This is a genomic window from Lysobacterales bacterium (assembly GCA_016721845.1).
In the GTDB taxonomy this organism is placed as follows: domain Bacteria; phylum Pseudomonadota; class Gammaproteobacteria; order Xanthomonadales; family Ahniellaceae; genus JADKHK01.
On the sequence record JADKHK010000013.1, the window covers coordinates 1,401,253 to 1,425,232 of the forward strand.

Consider the following 23,980-nt stretch of genomic DNA (forward strand, 5'->3'; position numbering starts at 1 on the left):
CGCGATGCGGTGGCGTCGCCAAAGAAAAACGAACCGGTGCTCGTCACACCGGTTCGGTCTCGATTCGCAGGACTCCTTGCGGAGCCGGCATCAATCTTCGCTGGCGACCTTGTCGGCCTTGGTCGTGATGACCTTCTTGCCGCGATAGAAGCCATCCTTGGTGATGTGATGGCGCAGGTGCAGTTCACCGCTGACCTTGTCGGTCGAGATCTGCTTGGCCGTCAGCGCATCGTGCGAACGACGCATGCCACGGGTCGAGGGGGTCTTGCGGCTTTTCTGAACGGCCATTTCGGATCTCCAACTATTGCTTCTTGAGCGAAGCCAGCGCCGAGAACGGATTGTCCTTGGCACGCGCTTCGGCGTTTTCGGTCGAATAGACGACTTCTTCGGACTCGTCCGCGCCGGGTTTGGTCGGCACGATCGGCAGGGTCAGAATCAGTTCGTCTTCAATCACATCGGACAGGCGCAACTCGCCCTCGCCGCCCACCAGCAAGGCCTCGTAACCCGGCGGCAAGGCCGATTCATCGGCCTCGTTCCGGATCAGTCCCAGACGCGTGCTCAACGACACCGGCCAGGCGAACGCTTCAAGCGTCCGCTGACAGATCAGCGAGAGCGCGCCTTCGACACGCAGCGCGAGGAACGCAACCCCGAGGCCGTCACGCCCGAACTCGAGTTCGTAGCGCAGCTGACCGGAAGGATCGGCGAGACTCTCGCAGAGACGCGGCAATGCGGCGATCGGCAGGCTTCCGTGGAAATGACGCTGGGATGTCACCATCCGCCAGGCGTCGACGGTTTCGGGGAAGGCCGCTGACATAAGGGCGGGGATGTTAGGCAGCGATCCCGTTGAAGTCAATCGGAAATCCGGGTCAGTGACGGATTTCGGTGCAGTCGCTCAGCCTGCCGCTAGACTCGGACGCGATTGAAGAGGTTGCGTCATGTACCTGATTCTCGCACTGATTGCCGTCATCGCCATGGTCGGACTGGGCTTCGCGATCGCTAATTGGCGTCAACACAGCCGCAATGTCGCCATTCAAGCCCTGCTCGACGACGCCGACCGACTGGAAGCCTGCCTGCTGGAAACCCGCACCCGCATGCGCCAACTGGAGGGGATGCTGGGTCGACTGCCGGCCGACATCACCGAGAGCGCCCGTGCCTCGCTGGCCTCGGAGGCCGGTATTCAGGATGCGATGAAGCGCGTGCTCAGCCATCGTCTGTGGATCCGCGAAAACGCCATGTCGGCAACGGTGGCGAAGCTGCGTGAGGTCGGAGAAACCGCGCGCAAGTCATTGGTTCAGCTGCAACAACAGCTTGCGCGACTGGATGGCGCCGGCGTCGAACTGCAGGCCGCCTACGCGCAATCGGACGCGTTGATGGGCGCTACGCAGGCCCAGGAACCAAAGGCCGACGGACTGGCCAAGTGACGCGCCCGCTGGTGCTGTGTTCGACCTCGCGATACCGGCGCGACCTGTTGGCGCGCCTGCACCTGCCGTTCGACTGCGCCGCGCCCGACGTCGACGAGACCCCGTCGCTCGATGAGACCGCCGCGGCGCTCAGCGAACGCCTGGCCGTCGCCAAGGCACGCGTCTTGGCACCCCGCTTCCCCGACGCACTGCTGATCGGCTCGGACCAGGCCGCGAGTTGCGCCGGGCAGTTGCTCGGCAAGCCGGGAACGCGGGCCGCAGCGATCGCGCAACTGCAGTCCGCTGCCGGGCATGAGGTCGAATTCCACACGGCCGTCGCGATCGTCGATGCCCGGACCGGAGAATGTCGCAGCGAACGCGACGTCACCCGCGTGCGCTTTCGCAACCTGTCGAGCCGCGACATCGAGCGCTACCTCGACCTCGAACCCGCGCTCGACTGCGCCGGCAGCTTCAAATGCGAAGGACTGGGCATCGCCTTGTTCGATGCCATCGACAGCCGCGACCCGACTGCACTGGTCGGCCTGCCCTTGATCACGACGGCGCGCCTGCTGCGCGGCTTCGGCCTCGATCCGCTGAGCTGAGTCACTCGACCACGATCTCGCGCAACGCGATGCGCCGCCAGATGCCGTCAGCCTGAACCCGCACCTCGATACGATGTCGTCCCGGCCCAAGATCGCGCCCGACCTCGGCACGCCAGAACCCGATCTTGGGCCAGCGCCGGTCCTGCAGGTCGGGCCAGATGTCCCGCACGTGTTCGGCATCGACGCCATAAGCCGAGCTCATCGCCACATCGTGGCGACCGTCGACCTGCACGTCGAACGCATCGATGCCCTGTGGCTCGCGCAGCACCCACCCGGACAACGCGAAACCCTCGCCCGCACGCACGTGCTGTCCCGACTGAGGCGCATCGAGACGACCGATCGGCGGAAGTCGACACGCGTCCGTGCCGTCGAATCGGAGTTCGAGCCAGACGAAGCGCTTGCCGATGCCGTACAAGGCACGCTCGTCGCGATAATGCGCGGCATCGAAATCGCGGCACAGGCGCCGATAGAACGGCAATGTATCGGCACCGTAGAGCGCATTTTCCTCGACCACCAGCAGCATCCGTGCAGGCGCGAGTGTTCGTAGCGACGCCTGGTCGCGCTGCCAGATCGCGAGTTGCGGCTGACGTCCATGCTTGATGTTGCGCGGATGGTCGAGCACGTAGACCGGACGCGTGCCTTTCAGCGCGAAATCGAGTTGCGCTGCGAGCAGGAAGTTGTCGGCCACGAGGACGGTATCGGCGGGCATCTCCGTCAGACGCTCATCGGTGACTTGCGCCGCCACCTCCCAGCCCAGAAACGGTTCGCCGAGGCGGTGGTCGCCCCCGGGCGGCCACTGTTCATTGGCAAATCGGAAACTGACCAGCATCGCCGCAACGCCCAACCCGACAAGCGCACCTAGCATGCGCGCCAGCGCCGCAAATCGGCGACCGATCGTGGTGTCGGACATCGCCGGAAGCATCATCAGCAAGGACAGATAAGCCGGCAAGGGCCAGTGGAAGCGGGTGCGCTCGGCGTCGGCGAACAGACCTGCAAGAAAGTAGCCGGCGGCAATCGCCCAGGACATCGCGGCGACCACGTCAGTGCCGGGATCGCGCCGCCGCCGCCATGCGCGCGCCATCGCCCAGAGCAACAACGGGTAGAGCAGCAGGCCGACCGTCGCCGCCTGTTCCAGCGGCTGCAGCAGCGACATCGGTTCGAAGGTCCAGTGATGACGTTCGACGGCCTGGAAGCGGAACGCAGCCCAGTCATGCTGCGCGTTGAACCACAGCGTCGGCAAGAGGCCGCACAGCCCGACGATTTGCGCGATCCAGAACTTCGATCCCGTCGCAGCGCGACGCGCCCGCGGGCTGATCGCGAGCAGGAGCAGGCCGACCGGATACAGCATGGCCGCGCGCCAATGCGCCAACCACGCGAACGCGATCGCCGCGCCAAACAGCAGCCAGGGCCGCCACCGGTCTTCATCGAGCGCGCGATCCAGCGCATAAGCGGCCGCAATGAAGGCCAGCGTCAGCGGCGCGTCGGCCGTCGCCAATTGGCCGGACAGCACGAGCAAGGGCAAAGCCAGAACGTACGGCCAGACTTGTCGCGGCGCGATGCCGCGGAAGCGCGCCCAATGCAGGAGCAGCAAGATCGTCGCGAAGCCGCACGCCACGAAGCCCACGCGCAGTCCGAACAAGTGATCACCGAACAGGGCGCAGCCTGCGCGTACCAGCCACGCCGTCAGCAGGGGCAGGTCACTGTATCCGGCGCCGAGATGCCGACCTTCCTGCCAATAGAAGACTTCGTCGCCAAACGGCGGCACCACTGCAGCCAGCAGCAGTTTCGCGGCGAGCAGGAGGATCAGGCCGGTGCGGAACGATGGCGCGACGGATGGGGTCAATGCCCTGCCCCGGCGGTTGTCGCGGCTTCTGCACGTCGCATCGGGCAAGCTAGCATCGGGACAGGGATGAAGGAGTAGAAAACATGAGTGCGGAACCGCTACGCGTCGAACGCCATGATGCCACGCAAGTCGCGTTGCGCGCGGCCATCGAACAGGTGAATCAAGTCGTGTTCGGCAAGCGCGCGCAGATCGACCTGTCCTTCGCCTGCCTGCTCGCCGGCGGCCATCTGCTGATCGAGGACGTGCCCGGCGTCGGCAAGACCACGCTGGCGCATGCGATGGCGACCAGCCTCGGACTGAGCTATCAGCGCATCCAGTTCACTAGCGACCTGCTGCCCTCGGACATCCTCGGCGTCTCGATCTTCGATCGTGATACCGGCCAGTTCCGCTTCCATGCCGGACCGATCTTCGCGCAACTGGTCTTGGCCGACGAGATCAACCGCGCCACGCCGAAGACGCAATCCGCCCTGCTCGAAGCGATGGCCGAGCAGCAAGTCACTGCGGATGGCGAATCGCGTCCGCTGCCGCAGCCCTTCCTGGTCGTCGCGACCCAGAATCCGGTTGATCTGGCCGGCACGTTTCCGTTGCCGGATTCGCAACTCGACCGCTTCCTGATGCGGATTTCGCTGGGGTATCCGGATGCCGAAGGCGAACGCCAGATGCTCGCCGCCAGCGATCGCCGCGAACTGCTGACGCAACTCGGCGCGCGCCTCGACAGCGCGCAGATGCTGGAGATCCGGCATCGCGTTGCCCATGTCACCACCAGTGCCGCCCTGATCGATTATGTGCAGCGGCTGCTCGCGGCGACACGCAGCCATGCGCAAGTCCGTACCGGCTTGTCGCCACGCGCGGGCCTGGCCCTGCTGGCCGCGGCGCGCGCCGTGGCTTTCCTGGCCGGCCGTGCGTTCGTTCTGCCCGAAGATGTGCAGACCGTGTTCGGCGCGGTCGCGGCGCACCGCCTGGTGCCTGCAGCAGAAGCCCTGTTGACGCGCGATACCCTCGCGGCCGACGTGCTGAAGTCGGTTCGCGTCGACTGACATGCTCGCCGCCTGGCGCGACGACCTGATGCGTTTCGCCGAGCGCCGGTTGCCGGCGTTGACGCGTTATCGCCAGCCCGAATCGCTGCCGATTCGCCTGCATCCGCGCCGCGTCTACATTCTCCCGACGCGTTTCGGCCTGGTCTTCGCCGTCCTGCTGGTCGCGATGCTGGTGGGCGCCCTGAACTTCAATAACAACCCGGCCTTGCTGCTGGCCCTGCTGGTCGCGGCGACGACGATGATCGGCTTCCACCACAATGTTGGCCAGTTGAACAAGGTCGAACTGCGCAGCGTCGCGGCCGATCCGGTCCATGCCGGCCAGCCGATCCGGCTGCGTCTGAATTTCCGCACCCTTGGCGGTGCAGAGCGCCCCGAACTCATCCTCGACCAGAGCGAGCTCCGAACTCGTCTGGTGCTGCCGCCCGAGGGCGATGCCGACGCCGTCCTGATGCTGCCGACCGTGCGTCGCGGACGCATGCCGGTCGGGAGATTCCGGATTTGGACCGAATATCCGTTCGGCATCACCTGGGCCTGGTCGGTGCTGCATCCACAGGCACAGGTGCTGATCTATCCGGCACCGGAGCACGGCGCACCGGCCTTGCCGATCGGCGATCCACGTGAACAAGGCCAGCGCCTTCGCTTTCCAGGCGATGACTGGCATGGCCTGCGCGAGCATCGCCCGGGCGATCCGCCCAAACATGTCGCCTGGAAGCCGAGTGCGCGCCAGGAACGTCTGCTGGTCAAGGAGTTCGCCGACCCGCAAAGCCAGGCGGTTCTGCTCGACTGGCACGCCCTGCATCTCGACCGCGAGGCCCGCATTTCGCGGCTGACGCGTTGGGTGATCGATGCGCGTGATCGCCAGATACCGTTTCGTCTGCGTCTGCCGGAAGCGGATCTCGGCCCCGGCAGCGGCCCGGCGTTCGCGGCGCAGTGCCTGCGCGAATTGGCGCTGCTGCCATGACGGCGCCGGTGGATCGCTACCGCTACGGCCTGGTGATCGGGCTGAATGCCCTGATGCTCGGCGGGCATGTCCATTGGATGCCTTCGCTGTATGCCGGCTGGCTGTTCGCGCTGCTGTTATTCGCTGGATGGCGTGCCCGTCATCAAGTGCACGCGGCTTCAGCGCTGATCCGACTGCCCCTGCTGTTCGCGACGCTCGGGCTGCTGATCTACACCGCCGGTTCTCCGATCGGGCGCGAAGGTGGCAGTGCCCTGCTCGGCGGGCTGATCGTGCTCAAGTTGTTCGAATCGACCGGGCGCCGCGACACTCGCGTCGTCACCGCGGCCGCATTGTTCTTCTGCATGATCGGCTTCCTGTTCGGCCAGGGACTCATGCTGACGTTGTATTTCTGCGCCGTCGCCTGGGCCTGCTTCGTGGTCCTGCACGTGGTCAGCAGCGAAGGCGATGGGAGTTGGTCCGGCCTGCAGCGCGATCTGCAGCGTGGACTGCGGGTCGGTGGCCGGGTTGTGGCTGCGTCGATCCCGCTGACGGTGCTGGCTTTCGTCTTCGTCCCGCGGCTGTCGTCGCCGATGTGGGGTGCGCCCTGGGACGCCACGCAGGGCAAGACCGGCATTTCCGACCGCATGCGTCCTGGCGCCCTGAGCCAATTGTGGAACGACGACTCGCCGGCGTTCCGCGTCACTTTTGAGGGTCCGGTACCGCCGCCTGCCGCACGTTACTGGCGCGGCCCCGTGCTGTGGGCCTTCAATGGAGAAGAGTGGTCGCGCGCGGACATGTACCGCGCGACATTACCGCAGGCGCCGACCTACGACCCCGCATCGGTGGTCGACTACGAAGTGCTGATGGAGCCCACCGAACAATCCTGGTGGTTTCCGCTGGACGTGGCATTGAGCGTCGCACCCGATGCCCGGATCACCGGCGATGGACAGGTGGTGTCGCGACGCCCCCTGATCGGACCACGCAAGGCGCGTTTCCAGTCCGCGTGGCGATACACGCTGGATCTACGGGCGGCGTCCGGGCAACGCTGGATGGCGTTGCGGCTGCCGAATTCCGGTAATTTGCGTTCACGCACGCTGGCAGCCGCATGGCGCGAACAGCATGGCCGCAATGACCAGGCAGTGATCGATGAAGCATTGGCCTTGTTCAATCGCGAATTCACTTACACCCTCAGACCACCGCCGCTCGGCCGCGAGACGGTCGACGACTTCCTGTTCAATACCAAGGCCGGCTATTGCGAGTATTTCGCATCGAGCTTCGCCTTCCTGATGCGTGCGGCGAACATTCCCACGCGCATCGTCACCGGCTATCAAGGCGGCATCTACAACGGCATGGGCGGCTACTGGATCGTGCGCAATTCCGATGCGCATGCCTGGACCGAAGTCTGGCTGGACGGCCGAGGCTGGGTGCGGGTTGATCCGACCGCTGCAGTGGCACCAGAACGGATCAACCGCGGCAGCCTCGCCGCCGCGATGCCAGAAGCGGCGTCCTGGTATAGCGAGGGATGGGGTGCGGATTGGCGCAATCGCCTCGACCTGGTCGCGCGCTACTGGCGCCAGGCCGTGATCGAATTCGACGCCATCCGCCAGCAGAATCTGTTGCAGCAGGTCGGACTGGAAGACATGAGCTGGCAGGCACTCGGCGGCGGCCTGCTGATTTTCGGTGGCCTCGGGCTCGCACTCGGTGCCTGGCTCAGCTTGCGCGGACTCGCGCCGCGATCAGGCGACCCGCTGCTGCTCGCCTACCGCCGCTTCAATCAGCGTCTGGCGCGGGCCGGCGTCGCACGCGCCGACAACGAAGGCCCGGTTGCATTCGGCGAACGCGCCGCGACGTCGCTATCGCAGGCAGCCCCGGCCATCCTCGAATTGACGCGCCGTTTCGCCGAGCAACGCTACGGCGAATCCGCGAACGACGCCGACGCCAGCCATCGGCGCCGGCTGGCTCAGGAGCTGCGAGCCTTCCGGGTACCGCGCTGATCAGCCCGGAGGCCAGGTCAGCTGGCGCCCGGCGAGCAAGTGCAAATGGATGTGGTAGACGCTCTGGCCGCCGTCCGGATTGCAGTTGAAGACGGTGCGGTAACCCGCTTCGGCAAATCCTTCGCGTTGCGCATAGGCGGCTGCGGCGAGAACGAGCTTGCCGATCATCACGGCGTCGTCGGCGCCGAGATCGTTCAGGGTCGGCACCGCGCGCTTGGGAATGAACAGCACGTGCACCGGCGCCTGCGGCTGGATGTCGCGGAACGCGAGCACCTCATCGTCCTCGTAGACGATGTGCGCCGGAATCTCGCGGCGAATGATCTTGCTGAAGATGGTGTCGGACATGTGCTGATCCTCAAGTCAGTTCGAGGCGACCGCCGAAGGCATGCGCCAGCGTGCCGCGGTCGATGAATTCGAGTTCCGAGCCAAGCGGTACGCCGTGCGCCAGCCTGCTCGCGCGCACGCCGGCCTGTTTCGCCATCTGCGACAGGTAGTGCGCCGTGGCTTCGCCTTCCACGGTCGGGTTGGTGGCGACGATCAATTCGCGTATCTCCCCTTGCGCGAGCCGGCGCGCCAGCGCGTCGAGACCCAGTTCTTCCGGACCCAGGCCATCGAGCGGCGACAATCGGCCCAGCATCACGAAGTACAGGCCGCGATAACCGGTGGCCTGCTCGATCGCGAGCTGGTCGGTCGGCGACTCGACCACGCAGAGCAGGGTCGCGTCGCGCGACGGACTGCTGCAGACGTGGCACGTCTCGCGCTCGCTGAAGGTGCGGCAGCGGGTGCAATGGCCAATCTTTTCGGCAGCCAACGCAAGCTGGTGCGCAAGCTTCTGTGCACCCGGCCGATCACGTTCCAGCAAATGAAAGGCCATGCGCTGCGCCGACTTCGCGCCGACGCCCGGCAGTACGCGCAAGGCGTCGATCAATGCATCGAGCAGCGGCGAGGCCGTCGTCATCAGAACGGCAGCTTGAATCCGGCCGGCAGGTTCATGCCGCCGGTGACTTCGGCCATGCGAGCGCTCGCCGCCTCGCCGACCTTGTTCACGGCATCGTTGGTTGCCGCGACGATCAGGTCTTCAAGCATTTCGATGTCGTCGCCGAGCAGGGCCTTGTCGATCTTCACGCGACGCGCTTCATGGCGCCCGTTCATGGTGACGCTGACCATGCCGCCACCGGCGCTGCCAGTGACCTCGATATTGGCAAGGTCCTCCTGCGCACGCTTCATGTTTTCCTGCATCTTCTGCGCTTGTTGCATGATGTTGCCGAGGGGTCCGCGCATGGGGCGCTCCTTAGTCGAGAGGTCGTGTGGAATCGGGGATGATGCGTGCGTCGAATTCGGCGATGGCACGGACGACGAAGGGATCGGACGCGATCGCCGCATCGGCGGCCATTTCACGTTCGCTCTTCTCGCGTGCGGCGCGTGTCGCGGCAGTATCGCCCCCGACCTCGGCGGCAAGCTCGACGACGATGCGCGTGCTGCGCCCGTGCGCCGCGAGCAGCGCATCCTGCAGTTTGCGCAGCGCGAATTCGTTGCGCAGGTGATCGAGGCTGGCCGGCAGCGAGACACGAAGTGCTTCGCCGTCGTCGGCGACGAAGCCGAGGTTGCTCGCGAACTCGCGTGCCGGACCGCGCAGGTCGGACTGATCGACGAAGTCGAGCCAGGCCGATGCGTCGAATCGCGGCATCGGCGTCGGCGCCGCAACGGGTGCGATCGAGACTGCCGCCGAAGGCGTCGTCAACGCGGCCCGCGGGGCAGCAGCGGGCTCGGCGACGGGCATCGATGCGATCGGTGCCGACATCGCCGGGCTGCGACCGGACAAGGCCGTCGACGCCGGCGATGAAGCGGGTGTCGTCGATGCAGGTCGCTGTGGCATCGCACGGTGTGCCGGTGCATCGCCCACGGCCGGCGCCGGCTGGAAGGCCAGCATGCGCATCAAGGTCATTTCGAAACCGACGCGCGGACTGGGCGCCAGCGCGAGGTCACGACGACCACTGATCGCCAGCTGATAGAACAACTGCACCGTCTCCGGCGCCATGCGCTGCGCGAAATCGGCGACCGGCCAGGCGGCATCGCTGGCGGCATTCGGGATCAGTTGCTCGACCTGAATCGCATGCATCGCTTCCGCGAAGGCATCGAGGATGGTGGCGTAATCCGGCTGGAAATCGGCCGCCTGCTGGATCAGTACAGCCAGTGCCGCCGCATCGTCGCGCAGGATCGCGTCGAGGAAATCGGTCACCGCGCCGCGATCGATGGTGCCGAGCATGGTCCGCACTTCGGACGCGACCAGCTTGCCGCCGCCGAACGCGATGGCCTGGTCGAGCAGGCTCAACGCATCGCGCAGGCTGCCATTGCCGCCACGCGCGATCTCGCGCACCGATTCCGGATCGTGTTCGACCTGCTCGGCGGCGAGGATGCGATCGACCTGGAACACAATCTGCTCGACGGTCAGCCGCTTGAGGTTGAACTGCAGGCAGCGCGACAGCACGGTCACCGGCAGTTTCTGCGGATCGGTGGTTGCGAGCAGGAACTTGGCGTGACCGGGCGGTTCTTCCAGCGTCTTCAGCAGCGCGTTGAACGCGCTCTTCGACAGCATGTGCACTTCGTCGATCAGATAGACCTTGTAGCGACCGCGCGCGGGCATGTATTGCGCGTTCTCGATCAGTTCGCGCACGTCATCGACGCCGGTGTTGCTGGCGGCGTCGATTTCCAGCAGGTCGAAGAAGCGGCCGCCGTCGACATCGGTGCAGATCGAGCAGACGCCGCAGGGTTCAGCCGAGGTGCCGCGTTCGCAGTTCAGCGACTTCGCGAAGATCCGCGCGATCGTGGTCTTGCCGACGCCGCGGGTGCCGGTGAACAGGAATGCGTGATGGATGCGACCGCTGTCCAGCGCATGGCTGAGCGCGCGGACCACGTGCTCCTGTCCGACCAGCTCGGCAAAACGCTTCGGACGCCATTTGCGGGCGAGAACCTGATACGACATCGCGGCACCGGTGGGGGATGCGCATTGTGCCAACCCCGGCCGCCCGCGACCAGTTGAACTTGAGCCACGCGGCACTTGCGGCTACAGTGCGCGGCCCTTTCCGGCGAGAATGCTTCGGAAAGGTTCCAGTGGAGCGATGTCCGAGCGGTTGAAGGAGCACGCCTGGAAAGTGTGTATACGGCTAAACCCCGTATCGAGGGTTCGAATCCCTCTCGCTCCGCCAGCTTTACCCCGTCTTTCGATGGTGGTCTCCGTCGGTTCCTCGCGACGATAGGTGGAAAATCCCGCCAGGCCCGGAAGGGAGCAACGGTATTCACTGATTCGGGTGCCGAGGGCCAGCCGGCGGAGGCCGCCGCTCTCTGCCCAGTGAGCGCACCTGCGGGTTCGTTCCATCAAGCCCAGGTCACCACTTCGCGCAACACCGTCGTGGCATACGCGCCTGCGGGTAGCGTAAAGCGCGCGATGAGGTCGGGGCCGTCGAAATCGCAGTGGAAATCGCGGGCCATCAGGCGCAGGGAACGGCGTTCCTGATCGAGGCCGGCGGCGACGAGGCCGGCGCAGAGTTCGGGATGGGCGTCGAACACACCGGATTCGAGCGCGCGCACCGCATCGGTCGAGCGCAAGTCGCCGCGGCCGAACATCGGGCCGGTGGGATGGATATCGCCGCGGGCGACGCGATCGCGCAACTCGTCGGTCGTCGACTCGGGGCCGAAGATGGCGGAACGTCCGTCGAGCTGGAACACGTCACCGTCGAGTGCGCGTTGCCACGAGCCATCTGCGACACGCGCCGCCAACACTGCATTGAACAGTTCCGAACGTGCGGCGCTGAGCAGTATCGAGCGCTCGGCGCGTTCAACACGTTTTCCGGCGAACATCGCCAGCGCCTTGTCGACATTGCCGCCGCCTCGCCCGAAGCGTTGTTCTCCGAAATAATTCGGTACGCCAAGGGCCGCGATCGCGGCGATGCATTCGCCGGCGCGAGCGCGATCCCCATCGATCTCGCGCATCCGGATCACGAAGGCATTGCCGCGCAAGGCGCCGCGCTGGATCTTGCGTGCATGCCGCTGCGCGGACAACACCGTCACGCCCTCGATCGCGCACTGCGACCAGTCGCTGTCCCTGCCCTTCTTCGCCAGCACCGAAAACGATTGCCGCGTCACCGCATGGCGGTCCTTCATGCCGGCATAACCGACATCGCGCTCGGTCACGCCCGCGAACGCGGCCAGTTGCTTCGCGACGAATCCGGTATTCGCACCGCGCTTTTCGATATGCACCAGCCAGTGCTCGCCACTGCCAGTAGCTTCGAAGCCGAGCTGTTCGTCAACGAAAAAGTCTTCGGCTTCAGCGCGCAAACGGCCGCGCAGCGGCGCACCGCCATGCGCAAACGGCAACTCGCTCATCGCAGGATCCGGTCGAGCAGGACCACGGCTTCTGCAGCCAAACCTTCGCGGCGGCCGATGTAGCCGAGCTTCTCGGTGGTCGTCGCCTTCACGGAAATGCGCTCGATTTCGATACCGAGTTCGGTCGCGATCGCGGCACGCATGGCATCGCGGTGCGGCCCGATCTTCGGCGCCTCGGCCAGCACGGTGATGTCGGCATTGCTGACGTGCCAGCCGCGTTCGTGCAGCAGTGCCGCGCAATGGCGAACGAACACGCGGCTATCGCAGTCTTTCCAGCGCGGATCGGACGGCGGGAAATGCTGGCCGATATCGCCCAGCGCCAGCGCGCCGAGCAAGGCGTCGCAAAGCGCGTGCAACACCACATCGCCGTCGGAATGGGCATCGATGCCGCGATCGTGCGGCAGGCGAACGCCGCCCAGCATCACGTGGTCGCCGTCCTTGAACGCATGCACGTCGATACCGTGGCCGATGCGATGGGTCATGCCGGCGAGGTCAGAATGAATTCGGCCAGTGCGAGATCGTGCAGCGTCGTGACCTTGATGTTGTCGTCGGCGCCGACCACGAGCAGCGGATGTCCACCCACGCGTTCGATCGCCGAGGCTTCATCGGTCACGGCCGCAGCACTGACGGCGTCGGCGAGTGCACCACGCAGGGCCATGCGCAGACGACCGAAGCGGAACAGTTGCGGCGTCAATGCACGCCACAGTTCGGCGCGGTTTTCGCTGCGTTCGATGCGACCACCTGCAGCACCCCGCTTGATGGTGTCCCGCATCGGTGCCGCGAGAATGGCGCCGTCATCGTGACGCGTGCCCTGCTCGATCAGCGCGTCGATGTCGCCATGACGAATGCACGGGCGCGCGGCATCATGGACCATGACCCAGTCCGAATCGGCGACGGTACCGACCAGCGCATCCAGCGCCGCCAGTACCGATTGCGCGCGCTCCTCGCCACCGATGCAGGTCCGCACCGGCTTGCCTTCGAGTTCGTCGATGCCCGGCCAGTGCGGGTCGTCTTTCGCCAATGCCACCATCAGCCCGGAAACTCGAGGATGCGCGGCGAGGCGATCGAGCGTGCGCACGATCATCGGCTCGGACACGAGCGGTGCATACTGCTTCGGCAAGGCCGCGCCGAAGCGCTGTCCGCGTCCCGCGGCGGGAACCACACACCAGATCATTCGTTCTCCTTGGCCGGTGGTTCCGGCTCGATCACCTGATAAAACACTTCACCGGGCTTGATCATGCCAAGTTCGCTGCGCGCGCGTTCCTCGATCGCCTCGGTACCGGACTTCAAGTCCTCGACCTCGGCCGCGAGCGCATCGTTGCGCTTGTGCAACTCTGCGTTTTCACGCTTTTGCGTCGCGACACGCTCCTGCAGATGCTGCACCTCGGGTCGCCCGCCCTGACCGAACCACAACTTGGCCTGCAGGCCGATCAGCAAGAGGATCAGCCCGACAATCAGCCAGCGATACGGATGGCGCAGCTTCACCGATGCGGATTACTTGAACGCCGGCAGGCTGACGAATGCCGACCGACCCGCATACCGCGCCGTCGCACCGAGCGCTTCTTCGATGCGCAGCAGCTGGTTGTACTTGGCGACACGATCGGTACGGCACAGCGAGCCGGTCTTGATCTGCGTCGCTGTGGTCGCAACGGCGAGATCGGCGATGGTCGTGTCCTCGGTCTCGCCGGAACGATGCGAAATGACGGCGGCATAACGGTTCGCATGCGCCATCGCGATGGCGTCCAGCGTTTCGCTGAGCGTGCCGATCTGGTTGACCTTGATCAGGATGGCGTTGGCGATCCCCTTGTCGATGCCCTCGCGCAGGATCTTCGGATTGGTCACGAACAGGTCGTCGCCGACCAGTTGCACCGTGGCACCCAGGCGTTCGGTCTGGAGTTTCCAGCCGTCCCAATCGCCCTCGGCCATGCCGTCCTCGATCGACACGATCGGGTATTTCGCGCACCAGCCGGCGTAGAACTCGACCATCTGCTCCGACGTGAGCTTCTTGCCTTCGCCGGTCAGGTGGTACTTGCCGTCGTCCTTGTGGAATTCCGACGCGGCGGCATCGAGTGCCAGCCACACGTCCTCGCCAGCCTTGTAGCCGGCCTTCGCGACCGCTTCGAGAATGGTCTCGATCGCTTCCTCGTTTGAGCGCAGGTCCGGCGCGAAGCCGCCTTCGTCGCCGACCGCCGTCGCGAGCCCACGGCCTTTCAGCACCGATTTCAACGCGTGGAAAATTTCGGTGCCGCAGCGCAGCGCTTCGGAGAAGCTCCCGAGGCCGGCCGGCATGACCATGAATTCCTGCAGGTCGACGTTGTTGTCGGCATGCGCACCACCGTTGATGATGTTCATCATCGGCACCGGCAATACCGCTTCACGCGCGCCGGCGAGATGACGCCACAGCGGCAGGCCCTTGGCGGCGGCAACCGCGTGAGCGTTCGCCATCGACACCGCGAGCAGCGCGTTCGCGCCCAACTTTCCCTTGTTCTCGGTGCCGTCGAGCGCGATCAGCGTGTCATCCAGACCGCGCTGGTCGGCGGCATCGCGGCCGGCGATGGCGGCGCGAATCGTGTCGTTGACGTTCGCGACCGCCTTGCGCACGCCCTTGCCGAGGTAACGCGTCTTGTCACCGTCGCGCAGCTCCACGGCCTCGCGCGAACCCGTCGAGGCACCGCTCGGCACCGCAGCGCGGCCGATCTGGCCGGATTCCAGCGTGACTTCGGCTTCCAGGGTCGGGTTGCCGCGCGAATCGAGGATTTCGCGCGCATGCACATGACGAATCTTCATCGGGTCCACGGCCTCAAAAAAGGGCGCGTAGATTAGCAGGGATGTCCCGCCAAGGCCTCGGATTCCCGGCACAATTCAGGTGCTTGCAGCCCTCAGCCCACGTCTGATCATGGCGCTGGCGAACGGAATCGCGACCAGCCAGAGCAACGCCGGCCCGACGGGCGTGCGTGCCCCGAGCAGGTCCGGGGCAGATACCGCGAGCAGCAGGCCGGCAACGGCCCAGGCGCAGAACGGACAGATGGATTGGGACATTGCGGGCTCCTCGATGCGTGGCGAGGAGCTTCGCCGGGCCCCGTCTCAGCGCGCGAGACGGGTCAAGCCGACGCGGGATCGTAGTTCGAGATCGCCAGCTGCAACTGGATCTTGGCCTCTTCGCGCAGCGGAACCGGCGCGACGATCTCGGCATCGGGACCATAGCGCAGCACGTCCATCAGCAATTCGCGCGCATTCGAATACGGCACCCGCAATTCGTAACGTCCATCGTCGAGAAAACGGCCTTCCTGCTTCGAATGCCAGCGTTCGTCGGCGACCCAGCGCGAGGCCTTGGGCGAGAATCGAATCGTCGCCCAGGCCTTGGGCGGGCCGGAGAAGATGCCGTAACTCGATGCCAGATGGCCATCGAGATCGACCTCCTGGACGTCGTCGGCACGCGCGTCCAGCACCTCGGCATCGCGCATGCGGTCGAGCGCAAAACTGCGCAGCGCCTCGCGTTCATGGTCCCAGGCATCGAGGTACCAGTTCTCGCGATAGTGCGTGAGCCGCTGCGGCGACACCCTGCGTTCGGTGACCGCATTGGTCGAACGCGCGCGATAGTCGAACTTCAACCGGCGTCGCTCGAGCACGCTGCTGGCGACGCGCCGGAACACGATCTCGTCGATCACCCGCGACAGTGCCCGTGTCACCCGGATGCGCTCCAGCGGCCAACGCTTGCCGTGCGACTGGTCCGACAGCAGCTTGTCGATGCGCGATTTGAGCGGCGCCAGTGCCCCCGACAACATTTCGCCACCTGTGCGCGCGATCAACTGGTGCATCGCCAGCAACGACTCCAGTTCCGCGCTCGACAGCCACAGGCCTGGCAACTCGAACGCTTCGGCTTCGTCCGGCGCATAGTGGATCGCAGCCTGATCGCGATCGGATTCGATCGGCGCACCGAGCGCGTCGCGCAGAAAGGCGATGTCGCGATAAAGCGTCGCGCGCGAACATTCCAGTTCGTCATACATCGTGGTCAGTGCCACCGGATAACGCGCGGTCTTGAGCAAGCGGTGCAGCTTGAGAATGCGTTCGTAGCGGTCCATGGCATCACGATGCGGGGCGGTGAGGTCGATTGTGCGTTCACGGCCGAGTTTGTGGAAGCCATCGCGATTTAACAGGCATTGAATCCCGGCACCATTACAACGCGCCCCATGATGCATGGAAGCGATGACTGGCCGATTCCGGCCCCAAGAACGCCGGAGGCCACGCACGAGCGCGTCGTGCGAGCGCTGCCGGCCGTGCTCGTCGCGCTGGCCTTGCATGCGATCGTGGCCTGGACCCTGTTGCGCGAAGCGGCCCCCTGGCAGCGCCTACCGGTGACCGTCTCGTCGGCGACGGCCATCGAGATCGAATTCTTCGAACCGACACCACCTGCGCCGGCGATACCGGAGCCGACGGCGACCACCGAACGCGCTGATGCCATTCCGTTCCCGACGACGCGTCCCACAATCGTCGACGCCGCGACCGAAATCCGTGAATCGACGCAACGCGAACCGACCGACACTGCCCCCATCGTGCATGCCGACCGGTTGTTCAGCGACATCGCCGATGCCGCAGCTGACCTGTCGCGGCCGGATACATCGTCGACACCGCGCGGCAATGCACGACTGCCCGGGCGCAGCGACCCGTTCAGCAAGGCACGCATCCGTTTCAAGCCGCCGCCGCTCACGCCTGAACAGATCGCCACCCGAGTCGCGCGCATGCTCGTGAGCACGACGGCCGCCAATTCGACCACCGGCTTGATGGGTACGGTTCCCGGCCGCGATCCAGGACGAGAACTGCAGCGGGGCTCATCACGATGGCATGTATCTGCCGCGCGGCTGCGATGATCCGGACGATCCGAACCTCAGCAACGAATGCATGGGCATTCCCAAGCGCTGACCCGTTCCGATGCCTGCACCCTTCGTGTTGAAATGATGCCATGACCCCAGAAGCCTGGATCACCCTCGCCTTGCTGGCGCTCGCCGTGCTGCTGTTCGTCTCGGAAAAGCTGCCGGTCGACGTCGTCGGCATCGGCGTGCTGTCGGTGCTTCTCCTCGCCGGCATCGTCAGCCCGGCCGAAGGCTTCGCCGGCTTCAGCGGCAGCGCCACGCTCACCGTCGCGGCCATGTTCGTGCTGTCGGCCGGACTGAGCGAGACCGGCGTGCTCGAGCGCGCCGCACGACTGCTCTCGCGCTCGGGCGAATGGCCATGGCTGCTGCTCCTGGTGATGATGTTGCTGGTCGGCGCGATCTCGGCGTTCATGAACAACACCGCTGCGGTGGCGATCTTCCTGCCGCTGGTGCTGGCGTCGGCGCGCCTGCGCAAGATCGCGCCGTCGAAACTGCTGATTCCGCTGTCTTATGCTGCACAGTTCGGCGGTGTGTGCACATTGATCGGCACGTCGACCAACATCCTCGTCAGCCAAATCGCGGAAACCCAGGGCGCACGCGCCTTCACGATGTTCGAACTGGGCCAGGTCGGGTTGCCGCTGACGCTCGCGGGCATCGTGTTCGTGGTCCTGTTCGAACGCTGGCTGCTGCCGAACCATCCTGATCGCAGCCTCGGCGACAGCTACGGCATCGGCGACTACGTGACCGACCTGCGCGTTCGCGCGAGTTCACCGCTGATCGACCTGACCTTGCGCGAATCACGCTTCGCCGAGGACAATGGCGTGACGGTGATCGAACTGCTGCGCGACCGCCGTCGCCTGTGGTCGCGACGCGCCGACGCGATTCGCGCAGGCGACGTGATCCGCGTGGCCGCGCCGCTGGACAAGCTCAACGCGTTGCGCGCGCAGCCAGGGCTGGAGATCGACGCCGAGTTCCAGATGAGCGCCGGCGAGCGTCCGAATGACGGCGTCATGCTGGAAGTGCTGATCGCCCCGCACTCGCGACTGCATGGACGCCCGCTGTCGGCATTGGTCACCGAACTCGGCAGTGGCGCGCTCGTCGTCGCCGTACGTCATCGCGACCAGGTCGCGCGCGGGGCGGCCCTGGACCAGATGCTGCTCGCCTCGGGCGACGCGCTGCTGATGCTGGTGGACGACACCGGACTGGAAACCATCCGCGCCCGCCCGGAATTCATCGTCCTGAAGGAGTGGCAGACGCGCAAGTCGAGCCGGCTGCGCGCACTGTGGTCATTGACGATCATGGTCGCGGTGGTGACGCTGGCGGCGCTCGAATGGGTGCCGATCCAGGTCGGCGCCCTCGCCGGCGCCGCGCTGATGGTGGCGACACGTTGCCTCACGCGCGAACAGGCCTATCGCAGCATCGAGTGGCCGGTGATCATCCTCCTCGCGGCGCTGATTCCGCTCGGCACGGCGATGGAGAAGCATGGCCTCGCCAGCGGCGCCGCGCAGATCGTGATGCAGATGATCGGCGAGCATGGACCTCTGGCGGCACTGGCTGCGGTCTATCTGGCTACCGCTGTCCTGACCGAATTCATGAGCAACAATGCCGCGGCGGTGCTGCTCGCGCCGATCGCGATCTCGACTGCGCAGGCCCTTGGCGTCGACCCGATGCCGTTCCTGATCGCGGTAACGGTCGCGGCGTCCACGGCCTTCGCCACGCCGGTCGGGTACCAGACCAACACCATGGTCTACCAGGCCGGAAACTACCGGTTCGCCGACTTCGCGCGCATCGGCATTCCGCTGAATGTGCTCTTCTTCATGCTCAGCCTATGGCTGATTCCGCGATACTGGCCCTTCTGAACCAACACGAGGAACCCGACCATGCGCCTGATGCTCCTGCCCGCACTCGCCCTCATCGCACTCGGCATCGCCATCCTGCTCGGCAAGATCGAAACGGATCAACGCAAGGACGTCATCAAGATCGGCGAGTTCAAGGCCAGCGTGCAGACCAAGCAACCGCTGGCGCCCTGGATTGGCGGTGTCGCCATCGGCATCGGCGCCGGATTGGCCGTCTTCGCACTGACGCGCAAGCGCTGATGACGCGCGAGGCGATGCATGGCGCCGGCCTTGGCCTGATGGTCTGGCTGGGCTGGCTGATTCCATTTCATCGACTGCCCCTGCCCGAACACTACGCATCGATTGCGCTTGCGCTCGCGCTGACGCTCGCCGTGCCGAGCATATGGCTGCGGCGCGAGCGCAGATTCTGGACCATGAGCGCGATCGTCGCGGCCATGGTGCTCCTCATCCTGTCCTTGAATGCGGCGGCCGCCATGCCGGCTCGCTGGCTCGGACCGGTCATGCTGGTCAGTGCGTTCGCCGGCATCGTGCAAGCCGCAATCGCGCTGACCGGCAACGCGGCATCGCGCGTCGCCCTTGGACTGCGCGACCTTGCTGCAGGCTGCATGGTCGCGGTCGCGCTGCTGATGCTCTTCCTGCCCGTCGCGCGACTGCGAATGCCGATCCTGACGGCGCTGGCGATGTTGCTGATCACGGCCACCGCCCAACGGTTCGCGCGGCGTACGCGACGCTGACTTCATTGTGGGTTCATGCCCCGCGCTTAGGATGGCGCCGGCTTTTGGGTGCCTCGATCTGCAGGCACTTCCCATCCTAGGAGAACAACAATGATGAAGAACATTCTGGGCATCGCCCTGCTTTCAGCGATTTCGCTCGGCGCCCAGGCGCAGGAATGGACTGGCCAGGGCGAATTCGGCCTGGTGCTGTCGAACGGCAATGCCGACAACCTGACCGTGAACGGCAAGCTCGACTTCAAGTACGAGGAAGCCCAGTGGCTGTACAACGTCTATGCGCTGGCGCTGCGCGCCGAGAGCTCGGACGTGAACACCGCGAACCGCTATGAACTCGGTGGCAAGGCCGGGTACAAATTCAGCGAACGCGCCTACATGCTCGCTTCGGCGCGCCACGAAAACGACGACTTCGCGCCCTACGAATACCAGAGCACGGTCGCGGTCGGCTTCGGTTACAAGGCCATCGACAACGACACCACCCAGCTCTCGTTCGAAGCCGGCCCGGGTTATCGTCGGTACCAGCCGGTCGACCTCTTCGTCGCGACGCCGGCACCGGGCCATTTCGTCGAACTCGACAGCGAAGGCGACTTCATCGGCCGCGGCTTCATGGAGTTCAAGCACAAGCTGACCGACAACACGTCGCTCTACGACACGTTGCTGATCGAAGGCGGCAAGGACAACACGTTTGCCCAGAACGACTTCGGCGTGCAGGTCGCGATGAGCGAGAAGTTCGCGATCAAGGCCGGGCTCCAGGTGCGCCACAACACCGACGTGATCGCGCCGATCAAGAAGACCGACACGTTGACCACGGTGAATCTGGTCTACGGCTTCTGATCGAACAACGACAGGCAAAGCGTTGACGAAAGCGGGCTTCGGCCCGCTTTTTTTGGTCAGTGCCCGGGACGCAGCAGTCGATCCGCACCCAGCGCACGCAACTCGGCGGCAACGGCACGACCCAGCGACTCCGGGTCGCCGGCGGATGCGCTCGCTTCGGCGCGCAGGATCTCGCCGCTGGCGGCATCCCCGACCAGGGCGCGCAGATGCAGGTGGTCGTCGGCGAAGGTCGCGAATCCGGCGATCGGCACCTGGCAGGAGCCGTGCAGCGTCAGGTTCATCGCGCGCTCGGCGCGAACGCGCACAGCAGTCGCCGGGTGATGCAGCGGGGCGCAGAGCGCAGCCACGTCAGCGTCGCCATCACGCGCTTCGATCGCGATCGCGCCCTGGGCAACCGCCGGCAGGAATTGCGGTGGTGCCAATTCGGCACGGATGCGCTTGTCGAAGCCGAGCCGTTCGAGTCCGGCACAAGCGAGCACGATCGCCGCGAATTCGCCGGCATCGAGTTTGGCGAGGCGCGTGTTCACGTTGCCGCGCAAATCGCGCAACTGCAGATCGGGGCGCAAGGCCCGGATCTGCGCCTGTCGTCGCAGCGACGAGGTGCCGACCACGGCGCCCTGCGGCAACGCGTCGAAACTCGCGTAGTGATTCGAGACGAAGGCATCGAACGGATTCGCGCGCTCCAGGATCGCCGCCAGCGCGAAGCCGGGATCGAGCTGCATCGGCACGTCTTTCAGCGAATGCACGGCGAGATCGGCACGACCCTCCAGCATCGCCTCCTCCAGTTCCTTCAGGAACAGGCCCTTGCCGCCGATCGCGGCGAGCGAGCGGTCGAGCACGATGTCGCCGCGCGTCGACAGCGGCACCAATTCGATCGCGATCCCGGGATGTGCAGCGCGCAAGCGGGCAGCCACGTGTTCGGTCTGCCAGAGCGCAAGCGGACTCTTGCGCGTGGCGATGCGCAGTGTTCGACCCATGTCGATTCCTCAGAGATGTTTGACCAGTTCGCGCACCGTCGGCAGGCAGCGACGACTGACCTCCAGCGGCTGTTGCGCCCCGCGAATGAGCGCCATCGTACCGCCATCGCCACTGCGCTCCAGCGCCGTAATGCGGTCGATTGCGACCAGGCAATTGCGGTGGATGCGTACGAAGCGCTGACTGAACTCGTCTTCCAGCGACTTCAGCGATTCCTCGATCAGCACTTCGCCGCCCTCATGATGCACGACGACGTATTTGTCTTCGGCGAGGAAATACGCGATCTCGCCCACTGGCACCAGGCGCAGGCTGCCGCGAATCCGTGCGCAGATGTGGCTGCGGCTCATCGGCTTCACTTCGTCGCCAATGCGGCGGATCTGATCGGCCGTGAACTTTCGTGCGCGCTCGATCGCGATGCGGAGGCGCTCGCGCGACACCGGCTTGACCAGATAATCGACCGCATGGGCTTCGAACGCGGCCAACGCGTGTTCGTCGAAGGCAGTGCAGAAGATCACGGCCGGCGGCTGTTCCTGCGCGGCCAGATGGCGCGCCGCCTCAAGGCCGTCCATGCGCGGCATCGCGATGTCGAGCAGGACTACATCGACCGGCGAACTCTCGTGCGCAAGGATGGCATCGACTCCATCGACCGCTTCGCCGGCCACGTCGACGCCGGGCATGCCCAGTTCACCGACCAGGGCACGCAGACGCGTACGCGCCAGGGGTTCGTCGTCCACGATCAGGATTCTCATCGTTCAGGCCCCTCCTGCATCGGCAACCGCATGGTCACGGCATGGTAGTCGGCAGCGGCATCGACCTCCAGCGCCGCCCGTTCGCCATAGCGCATGCGCAGCCGCTCGCGGATGTTGCCGAGCGCGATATGGTTGCCGCCAAGACGGGCAACGGGATGCAGCGGCTTCGGGTTACGCACCGACACGCACAAGTTGCCGCCCTCGCGGTAAGCACTGAGCGCGATGACCCCGCCCTGCGGCAGCGCCTGCACGCCGTGATGGATGGCATTCTCGACCAGGGGTTGCACGCTCAGCGCCGGAATGCGGCAACTGCGCAGCGACGGCTCGATCGCTCGTGTCACCTGCAGGCGCTCACCGAGTCGCAGCGCCTCGATCGCGAGGTAGCGGTCGATCAGTTCGAGTTCGTCGGCGAGCGTGTGGTCGGCGCGTTCCTCGCGCAAGGTCGCACGGAACACGGTGGCGAGATCCTCGACCGCGGTCTCGGCCTTGTCGGCGTCGATGCGGATCAGGCTGGCGATGGCATTGAGGCTGTTGAACAGGAAATGCGGCCGGATGCGAGCCTGCAAGGTCTCGATCCGCGCCGTCGCCTGCGCTTCGACCCCGCGCTGCCATTGCTGCAGGACGAAGATGTAGCGCAAGAGGATCAACCCCACCAAGGCCGCCAGCACCGCGTTCGCGGCAAGAAAAGTCGGCGCCTCGGCGGACGGGATCCAGCCCAGCGCAAGAGAACGGTCGAGTGAACTGGCGATCGCGCTGCAAGCAACGGCCACCAGCGCCGGAATCAGGGTGGCCACCGAACCGCCGACCCAGAAGTCCCTTCGCCCGAGCCAGGGACCAAGCTTGCACAGCAAGGCCGCACTGATCAGCGCGATCCACTGCGCGAGAAAGCTGGCGGCGAACAGGTCGCGCAAGGTCGGCCAACCGCCTTGCCCCGGCGCGATCAAAACGACCAGCACGATCAACTCGACCATCAGCACGACGCTGCCGAGAATGGGCAGGCTGCAGAAATCCGGCATCCAGCCGCGTTCGGACGCAGTGCGGGCGTCGAGTCGGGTCATGCCGATGCGCGCAAACGCTCGTCCAGCCACTGCGTCAGATGGCGGATCTCGTCCATCGACACGCTGTGCGGCATCGGATAGCTGTGCCAGTCGACACGGAAGCCATGACGCGTCAGCCATTCGCGCGACATCAGGCCCAGCCCGATCGGCACCACCGGATCGAGACTGCCATGGGCGAGAAACAGCGGAATGGTGGTCGCGGCGGGCACGAACTCGTGTTCCGTCAAGTCGGCCAACGGCAGATAAGTCGACAGCGCGATCGCGCCGGCCAAGGCCTCGCGCCGGCGGACCAGCACCGACAAGGTGATCGCGCCACCTTGCGAAAAACCCGCGATGAATTGGCGCTCGGGCGGTATGCCCCGCGTCGCCTCGCGGGCCAGCAAGGCGTCGACGTGCTGCATCGACTCGCGAATACCGGTCTCGTCCTGCTTGTTGGCGATCTCGGTGCCCGAAATGTCGTACCAGGCGCGCATGCGCATGCCGCCGTTGACCGTCACCGGTCGCATCGGCGCGTGCGGAAACACGAAACGCAGCGCCGGCCAATCCGGTCGCACCAGCTGCGGCACCACGGATTCGAAGTCATGCCCGTCGGCGCCGAGGCCATGCAGCCACAAGACGCTGAAGCGCGGGCTCGGGCCGGTGTCGATCTCGACGGTTTCGAGCAGATCCATGGGCAGTCCTCGTGTCGGGGCCGGCGATTGTCCCGCGCC

The 23,980-nt window shown here is 65.6% G+C and carries 28 protein-coding genes, 1 tRNA gene and 1 other RNA gene; 12 read left to right on the plus strand and 18 right to left on the minus strand.

Annotated elements, in window-relative coordinates; genetic code table 11:
* Positions 1–90: 90 nt before the first annotated feature.
* Both rpmF and IPP28_13725 read right to left on the minus strand, forming a co-directional pair.
* Positions 91–288 (minus strand): 50S ribosomal protein L32, encoded by a 198-nt coding sequence (gene rpmF / locus IPP28_13720; protein ID MBL0042070.1) that lies wholly within the window; start codon positions 286–288, stop codon positions 91–93.
* A gap of 13 nt (positions 289–301) precedes the next feature.
* The gene (locus tag IPP28_13725; GenBank protein ID MBL0042071.1) at positions 302–814 is read right to left on the minus strand and encodes a DUF177 domain-containing protein; all 513 of its coding nucleotides are present in this window, start codon (positions 812–814) and stop codon (positions 302–304) included.
* Between the two features lie 121 nt (positions 815–935).
* Between IPP28_13725 and IPP28_13730 the strand changes: the two genes are divergently transcribed.
* Both IPP28_13730 and maf read left to right on the plus strand, forming a co-directional pair.
* Positions 936–1,421, plus strand: a complete 486-nt coding sequence (locus tag IPP28_13730; GenBank protein ID MBL0042072.1) for a hypothetical protein — start codon at positions 936–938, stop codon at positions 1,419–1,421.
* Positions 1,418–2,002 (plus strand): septum formation inhibitor Maf, encoded by a 585-nt coding sequence (maf, locus tag IPP28_13735; protein ID MBL0042073.1) that lies wholly within the window; start codon positions 1,418–1,420, stop codon positions 2,000–2,002. Before IPP28_13730 ends, maf begins: the two co-directional genes overlap by 4 nt.
* Position 2,003: 1 nt before the next feature.
* On the opposite strand, the gene IPP28_13740 is transcribed toward maf, so the two are convergent.
* Entirely contained in the window at positions 2,004–3,845 is a 1,842-nt protein-coding gene (locus IPP28_13740; GenBank protein ID MBL0042074.1) for a glycosyltransferase family 39 protein, read from the minus strand.
* An 83-nt stretch (positions 3,846–3,928) separates the two neighbouring features.
* On the opposite strand from IPP28_13740, the gene IPP28_13745 reads away from it, so the two are divergent.
* From IPP28_13745 to IPP28_13755, 3 genes are read left to right on the plus strand one after another with little or no spacing between them, the layout of a single operon-like run.
* Positions 3,929–4,882, plus strand: coding sequence for an AAA family ATPase (locus IPP28_13745; GenBank protein ID MBL0042075.1), 954 nt, complete (start codon positions 3,929–3,931; stop codon positions 4,880–4,882).
* 1 nt (position 4,883) lies between these two features.
* Positions 4,884–5,843: a DUF58 domain-containing protein gene (locus IPP28_13750; protein ID MBL0042076.1), complete on the plus strand. Its 960-nt coding sequence runs from the start codon at positions 4,884–4,886 to the stop codon at positions 5,841–5,843.
* Entirely contained in the window at positions 5,840–7,816 is a 1,977-nt protein-coding gene (locus IPP28_13755; protein ID MBL0042077.1) for a DUF3488 domain-containing transglutaminase family protein, read from the plus strand. Before IPP28_13750 ends, IPP28_13755 begins: the two co-directional genes overlap by 4 nt.
* Here the strand turns inward: IPP28_13755 and IPP28_13760 are convergent, their stop codons facing one another.
* Genes IPP28_13760 through dnaX form a run of 4 tightly spaced genes read right to left on the minus strand, consistent with a single transcriptional unit; the run spans position 7,817 to position 10,799 of the window.
* The gene (locus IPP28_13760; GenBank protein MBL0042078.1) at positions 7,817–8,161 is read right to left on the minus strand and encodes a histidine triad nucleotide-binding protein; all 345 of its coding nucleotides are present in this window, start codon (positions 8,159–8,161) and stop codon (positions 7,817–7,819) included.
* A 10-nt stretch (positions 8,162–8,171) separates the two neighbouring features.
* Entirely contained in the window at positions 8,172–8,774 is a 603-nt protein-coding gene (gene recR / locus IPP28_13765) for a recombination protein RecR (protein MBL0042079.1), read from the minus strand.
* The gene (locus IPP28_13770) at positions 8,774–9,097 is read right to left on the minus strand and encodes a YbaB/EbfC family nucleoid-associated protein (protein ID MBL0042080.1); all 324 of its coding nucleotides are present in this window, start codon (positions 9,095–9,097) and stop codon (positions 8,774–8,776) included. Before IPP28_13770 ends, recR begins: the two co-directional genes overlap by 1 nt.
* A 10-nt stretch (positions 9,098–9,107) precedes the next feature.
* Positions 9,108–10,799 carry a DNA polymerase III subunit gamma/tau gene (dnaX, locus tag IPP28_13775; protein MBL0042081.1) on the minus strand — a complete coding sequence of 564 codons (1,692 nt, stop codon included), beginning with the start codon at positions 10,797–10,799 and terminating at the stop codon, positions 9,108–9,110.
* 130 nt (positions 10,800–10,929) lie between these two features.
* Between dnaX and IPP28_13780 the strand changes: the two genes are divergently transcribed.
* Positions 10,930–11,022, plus strand: a tRNA-Ser gene (locus IPP28_13780).
* 28 nt (positions 11,023–11,050) lie between these two features.
* An RNA gene (gene ffs, locus IPP28_13785) (signal recognition particle sRNA small type) lies at positions 11,051–11,148 on the plus strand.
* Positions 11,149–11,191: 43 nt separating this feature from the next.
* Here ffs and truD read toward each other — a convergent pair.
* The 7 genes from truD to IPP28_13820 all read right to left on the minus strand — a co-directional run bounded on the left by truD (position 11,192) and on the right by IPP28_13820 (position 16,281).
* Positions 11,192–12,199 (minus strand): tRNA pseudouridine(13) synthase TruD, encoded by a 1,008-nt coding sequence (gene truD / locus IPP28_13790; protein ID MBL0042082.1) that lies wholly within the window; start codon positions 12,197–12,199, stop codon positions 11,192–11,194.
* The gene (gene ispF, locus IPP28_13795; GenBank protein ID MBL0042083.1) at positions 12,196–12,681 is read right to left on the minus strand and encodes a 2-C-methyl-D-erythritol 2,4-cyclodiphosphate synthase; all 486 of its coding nucleotides are present in this window, start codon (positions 12,679–12,681) and stop codon (positions 12,196–12,198) included. The genes truD and ispF overlap by 4 nt, the downstream gene beginning before the upstream one ends.
* Entirely contained in the window at positions 12,678–13,373 is a 696-nt protein-coding gene (locus IPP28_13800) for a 2-C-methyl-D-erythritol 4-phosphate cytidylyltransferase (GenBank protein ID MBL0042084.1), read from the minus strand. The genes ispF and IPP28_13800 overlap by 4 nt, the downstream gene beginning before the upstream one ends.
* Positions 13,370–13,657 carry a cell division protein FtsB gene (ftsB, locus tag IPP28_13805; GenBank protein ID MBL0042085.1) on the minus strand — a complete coding sequence of 96 codons (288 nt, stop codon included), beginning with the start codon at positions 13,655–13,657 and terminating at the stop codon, positions 13,370–13,372. Before ftsB ends, IPP28_13800 begins: the two co-directional genes overlap by 4 nt.
* Positions 13,658–13,693: 36 nt before the next feature.
* Complete coding sequence (gene eno / locus IPP28_13810) at positions 13,694–14,986, minus strand: phosphopyruvate hydratase (protein ID MBL0042086.1); 1,293 nt, start codon at positions 14,984–14,986, stop codon at positions 13,694–13,696.
* Between the two features lie 75 nt (positions 14,987–15,061).
* Complete coding sequence (locus IPP28_13815) at positions 15,062–15,238, minus strand: hypothetical protein (protein ID MBL0042087.1); 177 nt, start codon at positions 15,236–15,238, stop codon at positions 15,062–15,064.
* 62 nt (positions 15,239–15,300) lie between these two features.
* Positions 15,301–16,281 carry a YafY family transcriptional regulator gene (locus IPP28_13820; protein MBL0042088.1) on the minus strand — a complete coding sequence of 327 codons (981 nt, stop codon included), beginning with the start codon at positions 16,279–16,281 and terminating at the stop codon, positions 15,301–15,303.
* A 177-nt stretch (positions 16,282–16,458) separates the two neighbouring features.
* Between IPP28_13820 and IPP28_13825 the strand changes: the two genes are divergently transcribed.
* The 5 genes from IPP28_13825 to IPP28_13845 all read left to right on the plus strand — a co-directional run bounded on the left by IPP28_13825 (position 16,459) and on the right by IPP28_13845 (position 20,488).
* Positions 16,459–17,067, plus strand: coding sequence for a hypothetical protein (locus tag IPP28_13825; protein ID MBL0042089.1), 609 nt, complete (start codon positions 16,459–16,461; stop codon positions 17,065–17,067).
* 92 nt (positions 17,068–17,159) lie between these two features.
* The gene (locus IPP28_13830; GenBank protein MBL0042090.1) at positions 17,160–18,929 is read left to right on the plus strand and encodes an SLC13 family permease; all 1,770 of its coding nucleotides are present in this window, start codon (positions 17,160–17,162) and stop codon (positions 18,927–18,929) included.
* A gap of 21 nt (positions 18,930–18,950) precedes the next feature.
* Positions 18,951–19,166, plus strand: coding sequence for a hypothetical protein (locus tag IPP28_13835; protein ID MBL0042091.1), 216 nt, complete (start codon positions 18,951–18,953; stop codon positions 19,164–19,166).
* Positions 19,166–19,660 (plus strand): hypothetical protein, encoded by a 495-nt coding sequence (locus IPP28_13840; GenBank protein MBL0042092.1) that lies wholly within the window; start codon positions 19,166–19,168, stop codon positions 19,658–19,660. The genes IPP28_13835 and IPP28_13840 overlap by 1 nt, the downstream gene beginning before the upstream one ends.
* 93 nt (positions 19,661–19,753) lie before the next feature.
* Complete coding sequence (locus IPP28_13845; protein MBL0042093.1) at positions 19,754–20,488, plus strand: DUF481 domain-containing protein; 735 nt, start codon at positions 19,754–19,756, stop codon at positions 20,486–20,488.
* 56 nt (positions 20,489–20,544) lie between these two features.
* Here IPP28_13845 and hemC read toward each other — a convergent pair whose 3' ends face one another.
* The 4 genes from hemC to IPP28_13865 are packed head-to-tail and all read right to left on the minus strand — an operon-like array spanning position 20,545 to position 23,941.
* Positions 20,545–21,465 carry a hydroxymethylbilane synthase gene (hemC, locus tag IPP28_13850; protein ID MBL0042094.1) on the minus strand — a complete coding sequence of 307 codons (921 nt, stop codon included), beginning with the start codon at positions 21,463–21,465 and terminating at the stop codon, positions 20,545–20,547.
* Positions 21,466–21,474: 9 nt separating this feature from the next.
* Positions 21,475–22,212, minus strand: a complete 738-nt coding sequence (locus IPP28_13855; GenBank protein MBL0042095.1) for a response regulator transcription factor — start codon at positions 22,210–22,212, stop codon at positions 21,475–21,477.
* Positions 22,209–23,270, minus strand: coding sequence for a histidine kinase (locus tag IPP28_13860; GenBank protein ID MBL0042096.1), 1,062 nt, complete (start codon positions 23,268–23,270; stop codon positions 22,209–22,211). Before IPP28_13860 ends, IPP28_13855 begins: the two co-directional genes overlap by 4 nt.
* Positions 23,267–23,941, minus strand: coding sequence for a carboxylesterase (locus tag IPP28_13865; GenBank protein MBL0042097.1), 675 nt, complete (start codon positions 23,939–23,941; stop codon positions 23,267–23,269). The genes IPP28_13860 and IPP28_13865 overlap by 4 nt, the downstream gene beginning before the upstream one ends.
* Between the last annotated feature and the right edge of the window lie 39 nt (positions 23,942–23,980).

Excerpts from the sequence above, each read along its gene's own strand:
- rpmF (MBL0042070.1), bottom strand. The coding sequence starts at position 288 with ATGGCCGTTCAGAAAAGCCGCAAGACCCCCTCGACCCGTGGCATGCGT.
- IPP28_13725 (MBL0042071.1), bottom strand. The coding sequence starts at position 814 with ATGTCAGCGGCCTTCCCCGAAACCGTCGACGCCTGGCGGATGGTGACA.
- IPP28_13730 (MBL0042072.1), top strand. The coding sequence starts at position 936 with ATGTACCTGATTCTCGCACTGATTGCCGTCATCGCCATGGTCGGACTG.
- IPP28_13745 (MBL0042075.1), top strand. The coding sequence starts at position 3,929 with ATGAGTGCGGAACCGCTACGCGTCGAACGCCATGATGCCACGCAAGTC.
- IPP28_13750 (MBL0042076.1), top strand. The coding sequence starts at position 4,884 with ATGCTCGCCGCCTGGCGCGACGACCTGATGCGTTTCGCCGAGCGCCGG.
- IPP28_13755 (MBL0042077.1), top strand. The coding sequence starts at position 5,840 with ATGACGGCGCCGGTGGATCGCTACCGCTACGGCCTGGTGATCGGGCTG.
- IPP28_13760 (MBL0042078.1), bottom strand. The coding sequence starts at position 8,161 with ATGTCCGACACCATCTTCAGCAAGATCATTCGCCGCGAGATTCCGGCG.
- recR (MBL0042079.1), bottom strand. The coding sequence starts at position 8,774 with ATGACGACGGCCTCGCCGCTGCTCGATGCATTGATCGACGCCTTGCGC.
- IPP28_13770 (MBL0042080.1), bottom strand. The coding sequence starts at position 9,097 with ATGCGCGGACCCCTCGGCAACATCATGCAACAAGCGCAGAAGATGCAG.
- dnaX (MBL0042081.1), bottom strand. The coding sequence starts at position 10,799 with ATGTCGTATCAGGTTCTCGCCCGCAAATGGCGTCCGAAGCGTTTTGCC.
- truD (MBL0042082.1), bottom strand. The coding sequence starts at position 12,199 with ATGAGCGAGTTGCCGTTTGCGCATGGCGGTGCGCCGCTGCGCGGCCGT.
- ispF (MBL0042083.1), bottom strand. The coding sequence starts at position 12,681 with ATGACCCATCGCATCGGCCACGGTATCGACGTGCATGCGTTCAAGGAC.
- IPP28_13800 (MBL0042084.1), bottom strand. The coding sequence starts at position 13,373 with ATGATCTGGTGTGTGGTTCCCGCCGCGGGACGCGGACAGCGCTTCGGC.
- eno (MBL0042086.1), bottom strand. The coding sequence starts at position 14,986 with ATGAAGATTCGTCATGTGCATGCGCGCGAAATCCTCGATTCGCGCGGC.
- IPP28_13815 (MBL0042087.1), bottom strand. The coding sequence starts at position 15,238 with ATGTCCCAATCCATCTGTCCGTTCTGCGCCTGGGCCGTTGCCGGCCTG.
- IPP28_13820 (MBL0042088.1), bottom strand. The coding sequence starts at position 16,281 with ATGGACCGCTACGAACGCATTCTCAAGCTGCACCGCTTGCTCAAGACC.
- IPP28_13830 (MBL0042090.1), top strand. The coding sequence starts at position 17,160 with ATGACCCCAGAAGCCTGGATCACCCTCGCCTTGCTGGCGCTCGCCGTG.
- IPP28_13835 (MBL0042091.1), top strand. The coding sequence starts at position 18,951 with ATGCGCCTGATGCTCCTGCCCGCACTCGCCCTCATCGCACTCGGCATC.
- IPP28_13840 (MBL0042092.1), top strand. The coding sequence starts at position 19,166 with ATGACGCGCGAGGCGATGCATGGCGCCGGCCTTGGCCTGATGGTCTGG.
- IPP28_13845 (MBL0042093.1), top strand. The coding sequence starts at position 19,754 with ATGAAGAACATTCTGGGCATCGCCCTGCTTTCAGCGATTTCGCTCGGC.
- hemC (MBL0042094.1), bottom strand. The coding sequence starts at position 21,465 with ATGGGTCGAACACTGCGCATCGCCACGCGCAAGAGTCCGCTTGCGCTC.
- IPP28_13855 (MBL0042095.1), bottom strand. The coding sequence starts at position 22,212 with ATGAGAATCCTGATCGTGGACGACGAACCCCTGGCGCGTACGCGTCTG.
- IPP28_13860 (MBL0042096.1), bottom strand. The coding sequence starts at position 23,270 with ATGACCCGACTCGACGCCCGCACTGCGTCCGAACGCGGCTGGATGCCG.
- IPP28_13865 (MBL0042097.1), bottom strand. The coding sequence starts at position 23,941 with ATGGATCTGCTCGAAACCGTCGAGATCGACACCGGCCCGAGCCCGCGC.